The sequence below is a fragment of the Aestuariivirga sp. genome, assembly GCF_044238155.1.
Taxonomy (GTDB): domain Bacteria; phylum Pseudomonadota; class Alphaproteobacteria; order Rhizobiales; family Aestuariivirgaceae; genus Aestuariivirga.
The window spans coordinates 1-4,671 of record NZ_JBIIDX010000201.1 but is presented as its reverse complement, the minus strand read 5'-3'; the positions used below and the strand labels follow the sequence as shown (position 1 = coordinate 4,671).

Here is a 4,671-nt window from a genome sequence, read left to right as displayed (position 1 = left end):
CGCCAGCGAAGCCCAAAGCCGGAGCGCGCCGAGATCGCCCGCGCGGTGGACGAGGCGCTGGCCATGGTGCGGCTGGCGGGCTTCGGCGCAAGGCGGACGCATGAGCTTTCGGGCGGCCAGCAGCAGCGTGTGGCGCTGGCCCGCGCGCTCATCAACCGGCCGGCCGTGCTGCTGCTCGACGAGCCGCTGGCCGCACTCGACCGCAAGCTGCGGCGCGACATGCAGATCGAGCTGCAGAACCTGCAGCGCGATGTGGGCATCACCTTCCTCTTGGTCACCCATGACCAGGAGGAGGCGCTGTCCATGTCGGACCGCGTCTGCGTCATGCGCGAGGGCCGCATTGTGCAGACGGGAAGCCCGCGCGAACTCTATGACCGGCCGGCCAGCCGCTATGTGGCCGACTTCGTGGGCAAGACCAATTTCTTCCCCGGCCACCGCAACGGCGAGGTGCTGAGCGTGCGGCCCGAGCTGATCGACATCGCGGCGAGCGAGGCCAAACTTCCTGATGGCCTCTCGGCGCGCATTCCCGTCAAGGTGCTGAACCGCATCTTTCTTGGCGAGCATACGGAGTATCTGGTGGCGCATGCCGAACTGGGCCAGTTCCTGGTGATGGCGCCGCGCAAGACCGAACGCGACCACGGCGTCTATGACATCGGCGACAGCATCGCCGCTGGCTGGCGCCGGGAGGCGGAACGCATCCTGCTCAACGACTGAAAACAACCGCAAGGGAGAACGACCATGACAAAGCAACCAGACTATATTCCGGTTTCGAAGTTCCTCGATGAACTCCGCCGCTACCAGAAAGGCAGCGTCACCCGCCGCCACTTCCTCGGCGTCACCGGCCTTGGCCTCGCCACTGCCGTGCTCGGCGGCGCGATGCCGGGATTGCGCCCGCGCAAGGCCTATGCCGGGCTGTCCGGCACGCTGAACTTCACCACCTGGCCCAGCTATTTCGCGCAGGAGAATCTCGACAATTTCACCAAGAACACCGGTGTGAAGATCAACGTCGCGGTGTTCGGCTCCAACGAGGAGATGCTGGCCAAGCTGCAGGCGGGTTCCACCGGCTGGGACGTATTCGTGCCAACCAATTACGCGATCTCGACCTACAAGGATCTGGGACTCGTCCAGCCAATCGACCTCGCGCGGCTTCCCAATTACGACGCTGCCTCCCAGGAGCAGCGATTCACCGCGGAAGGCGTCATCGACGGCAAAGTGTGGGCGGTACCGAAAAACTGGGGTACCACTGGTTTTGCTTACAATTCAAAGGCCATGGCGCAGAAGCCGACGACCTGGAAGGAGTTCTGGGATCTCACCCGCAACGAGGCCACGGGCCGCGTGATGGTGCATGATTATCAGCTCACCACCATCGGCAATGCGCTCAAGTATTTCGGCTATTCCTTCAACTCCAACGACCCAAAGGAGCTGGGCGAGGCCGAGAAGCTGCTGATCGAGGCGAAGCCGCATCTGTTCGGCATCAACTCGGACTACAAGCCCTCGCTGATCTCGGGCGATGCCTGGATGAGCGTGTGCTGGACGGGGGACGCGGTGCAGCTGCAACGCGACATGCCGGAATTCGTCTATGTGCTGGCCAAGGAGGGCGGCGAAATCTGGAGCGACTTCTACGCCATCACCAAGGACGCGCCAAACCCGGACGCGGCTTATGCCTTCATCGACTATATCCTGACGCCCGAAATCAATGCGATTGAAGTGCAGGCGCATGGTTATCCATCGACTGACTCGCGTACCAACAAGCTGGTGCCGAAAGAGATGCTGGAGAACCCGGTGCTCTACCCCGCAGCCGAAGCGCTGGCGCCGCTCGAATTCGGCGCCGCCGCGACGCTCACCAACCCGCTGCGTGCCGAGATCATGGCCCGTTTCAAGGCGGCCTGATGGAGGACCCCGGCAGCCGTCACGCCGGTGTTTCGCCGGGGTGACGGGCTGGGGGAGCTGTTGATGGCCACGTCACCGCCACGCCCGCACCTTGTGACCGCGATGCTTCTGGCGCCGGCGGCGGTGCTGTTTGTGGTCATGCTGCTGGCGCCGCTGGCGGTGATCCTCGTCTTTTCCTTTGGCGAGCGCGCTCCGGCGGGTGGCTATGCGCCGGCCTTCACCTTCGACAATTACCTGAACCTTCCGGCGCGCGGCAAAGCCTTCCTCAACACGCTCACGCTGGCGCCCATCGGCACGCTGCTGACCGCCGTGATCGCCTTTCCAATGGCTTACTTCCTGGCGGTCAAATGCGACCCCCGCTGGCGGGTGACGCTGCTCGTCCTTGTGATGGCGCCGTTCTGGACCAGCCAGCTCCTGCGCTATTACGCCTGGATCATGCTGCTGGGCGCCAAGGGCGTTCCGGCCTGGCTGGCCTATCTCGGATTCCCGGATTTCCGCATCATCAACACGCCCTGGGCGGTGCTGATCGGCGCGGTCTATGGTTATCTGCCGTTGATGGTGCCGCCGATCTATGTGTCGCTGGAAAAGCTCGACAAGCGCCTGCTGGAAGCCTCCGCCGACCTCGGCGCATCGCCGGTCAGGACGTTCTTTCAGGTCACGCTGCCGCTGGCGCTGCCCGGTGTGGCCACCGGCTCGATGCTGGTCTTTATCCTGTTGATGGGCGACTACATACTTCCGCAATATCTTGGCGGCGGCAAGGTGTTCTTCATCGGCAATGCGCTGGTTGACCTGTTCCTGCAGTCGCGCAACTGGCCCTTTGGCGCCGCGGTCTCGGTGGCGCTGGTGGCCATCATGTTTGTTACGATTTTTCTCTACATGCGCTTCGTGCTCGGCAAGTCCGGCCAGCGGCGCGTGGCGCTGGTCTAGCCGATGCGCCTCTACGCCATTCTGATCTATGTGTTTCTCTATGCGCCGATCGCCTTCATCGTGGGTGGCAGTTTCAATGCGGGAAAGCAGACCATGGTCTGGCAGGGCTTTTCGCTTGACTGGTATGCCAAGGCCTTCGCCAATCCGCTGATCATGGAGGCGCTGACCACGAGCCTCTATATCGCGCTGGTCAACGCCGTGCTGTCGGCGGTGATCGGCACGCTCACCGCACTCGGGCTCGAACGGGTGAGCGGCTGGACGCGCGCGGGCTTTGACGCGCTGATCTATATCGCCATCATGGTGCCGGGCATCGTGATTGGTATTTCGACGCTGATTGCCTTCGTCTCGGTGTTTGATGCCGTCAACCCGCTTTTGCAGATACGCCTTGAAATGGGCGCCTGGGCGGTGATCGCCGCGCATGTGCTGTTCAACACCGCGGTGGTGGCGCTGCTGGTGCGCGCCAGACTCCAGGGCATGGACCGCAGCCTCGTCGAGGCGTCCGAAGACCTCTACGCGACGCCGTTCGGCACTTTCCGGCAGGTAGTGCTGCCGCTGCTGGCGCCGTCGATCCTTGCCGGTTTCCTGCTGGCCTTCACCTTCTCGTTCGAGGATTTCATCATCGCCTATTTCGTTGCGGGGCCGGATGTGACGCTGCCGATCTATATCTTCTCCTCGATCCGCCGCGGCGTCACGCCGGAGATCAACGCGGTGGGCTCGGTGGTGCTGATCACGTCTTTCGTGCTGCTGATCGCGGCGCAGCTGATCCTGAGACGGGGAGAAAGGCCTGCAGGTTAGAGCCTCGGGCGATCAACTGAACTCAGGCGTAAGGAACAAGAACTCTCATCATTGCCCGGCTTGACCGGGCAATCCTCTTTGTGGCCGCCGGAAGAGGATGCCCGGATCAAGTCCGGGCATGATGAACATGTGTGGTTTGCGATGTATGTAGATGAGTGCCCGCGGCCTAAGAGAGATACCGCCGCTTCAGGTGGTCTTCGAAGTATCTGGCGTTCAGCGCTTCGCCGGTGGCCTGGATCATGATCTCCGGCGTCGAGAAGCGCGAGGCCTTGGACCAGATGTTCGTCCTGCGCCAGTCATTGATCGCTGCGAAATCGCCGCGCGTGACCTGGGCCGCGGCATCGGGAATGGCCCGTTCCACCGCCGCCCATTGCTGTGCCGCCATCATGGCGCCCAGCGTGTAGCTTGGGAAATAGCCGATAGCGCCTGAGGGCCAGTGCACGTCCTGCATCGGGCCGTCCATGTAGTTGCCGGCGGTGGAAAGCCGGAGATAGTCCTGCATTTTGGCGTTCCAAACCTCCGGCACGTCCTTCGGCGCGAGCTGGCCGGTGACCAGCTCCTGTTCGATCTCGAAGCGCAGGATCACATGCAGGGGGTAGGTGGCTTCATCGGCATCCACCCGGATGAAACCGCGCTCGACATGGTGCACATGCGACAGCAGGTCCTCAACCGTCACGTCCGCGAGCCCCATAATTTCGCGGGCCTTGGGCAGTGCGAAGCGCCAGAATTCCGGCCGCCGCGACAGCTGCATTTCCTGAAACAGGCTCTGGCTCTCATGCATGGCCATGCCGCGCGCGCTGGCGCTGGGCCAGTGGGCGAGGTCATGCGGCAGGTTCTGTTCGTAAAGCCCGTGGCCGGTCTCATGCAGGATGCCCATGAGGGAAGACAGGAACTCGTCCTCACGGTAGCGCGTCGTCATGCGCACATCGGACGGAACGCCGCCGCAGAACGGGTGGTGCGACACATCCAGCCGGCCGTGGTTGAAGTCGAAGCCCACGGCCTTCATCAGTTCAAGGCCCAGCGCCTTTTGCCGTTCAATTGGGAAAGGTCCGTTCAAAG

Annotated in this window: 4 protein-coding genes and 1 pseudogene; 4 read left to right on the top strand and 1 reads right to left on the bottom strand. The window is 62.9% G+C overall.

Going from position 1 to position 4,671, the window contains the following annotated elements; all coding sequences use genetic code 11:
• The 4 genes from ACILRN_RS15755 to ACILRN_RS15740 all read left to right on the top strand — a co-directional run.
• The coding region (locus ACILRN_RS15755) for an ABC transporter ATP-binding protein (RefSeq protein ID WP_395689897.1) at positions 1–714 on the top strand (714 nt) is incomplete at its 5' end.
• 24 nt (positions 715–738) lie between these two features.
• On the top strand, positions 739–1,890 hold the full coding sequence (locus ACILRN_RS15750) for a PotD/PotF family extracellular solute-binding protein (protein ID WP_395689895.1): 1,152 nt from the start codon (positions 739–741) through the stop codon (positions 1,888–1,890).
• Positions 1,891–1,947: 57 nt separating this feature from the next.
• On the top strand, positions 1,948–2,817 hold the full coding sequence (locus ACILRN_RS15745) for an ABC transporter permease (protein ID WP_395689899.1): 870 nt from the start codon (positions 1,948–1,950) through the stop codon (positions 2,815–2,817).
• 3 nt (positions 2,818–2,820) lie between these two features.
• Entirely contained in the window at positions 2,821–3,612 is a 792-nt protein-coding gene (locus tag ACILRN_RS15740) for an ABC transporter permease (RefSeq protein WP_395689893.1), read from the top strand.
• 166 nt (positions 3,613–3,778) lie between these two features.
• Here ACILRN_RS15740 and ACILRN_RS15735 read toward each other — a convergent pair.
• Positions 3,779–4,671, bottom strand: a pseudogene (locus ACILRN_RS15735) (carboxypeptidase M32); the annotation flags it as partial.